This is a genomic window from Pseudomonas sp. AL 58 (assembly GCF_036348395.1).
GTDB classification, from domain to species: domain Bacteria; phylum Pseudomonadota; class Gammaproteobacteria; order Pseudomonadales; family Pseudomonadaceae; genus Aquipseudomonas; species Aquipseudomonas defluvii.
This window is the reverse complement of sequence record NZ_JAZBQR010000072.1, coordinates 1-593: the sequence shown is the minus strand read 5'-3', so window position 1 is coordinate 593 and position 593 is coordinate 1. Positions and strand designations below refer to the sequence as shown.

The window sequence follows — 593 nt, the reverse complement described above, 5'->3', positions numbered from 1 at the left end:
GCCCGGCGTACTGCGCCGCTGTCGGGGATAATCTTCAGTTCGTACTGAACCGGCTTTTCCAGCGGCGGCAGTACGTACAGTTCAGCGGTGACCGGGCGCTGTTTCTCGATGTACGCCCGTACCTCTTCGCAGGCTGCTGCGCTGGGGATAGGGTCTAGATCGCCGTCACGGACGAAGAACAAACCCACCGTGCCCGGCCCCATCCAGTGCCGCACAAGCCAGGCGCGGGTAACGCCCGGGACTTCCAACGCCCAGGTCACATAGTCATCTTGGTTGCCGCCGTGAGGGATCACCTGATATGAGCGAATCACCCGGGCGCGCAGCGCCTCAATGCTCTCTTGTTCGGTACCGCCCTGCAGGCCAGGTGCATCAACGGTCACCGTGTCATTGACTCCCAGCACCGGGGAGATCAAGCGCAGAACCGTACCGGCTGGGGTATTACCCAACTGGCCGGCCTCCAAGGCTTCCAGCTTGACGGTGCCGCTCTGACCGACCAAGACAACGCTGGCCGTCACCCGAAAGCGCACACCGTCATCACGCTGCAGCAGCACGCCTGCATCGAGCAGCGCCGAGGCAGCACCGGTAAAGGTCGC

Annotated in this window: 1 protein-coding gene; it reads right to left on the bottom strand. The window is 63.4% G+C overall.

What is annotated here, in order from left to right; genetic code table 11:
- Positions 1-593 (bottom strand): baseplate J/gp47 family protein (locus tag UIA24_RS23450; protein WP_330524052.1); only part of this gene is annotated, 593 nt, incomplete at both ends.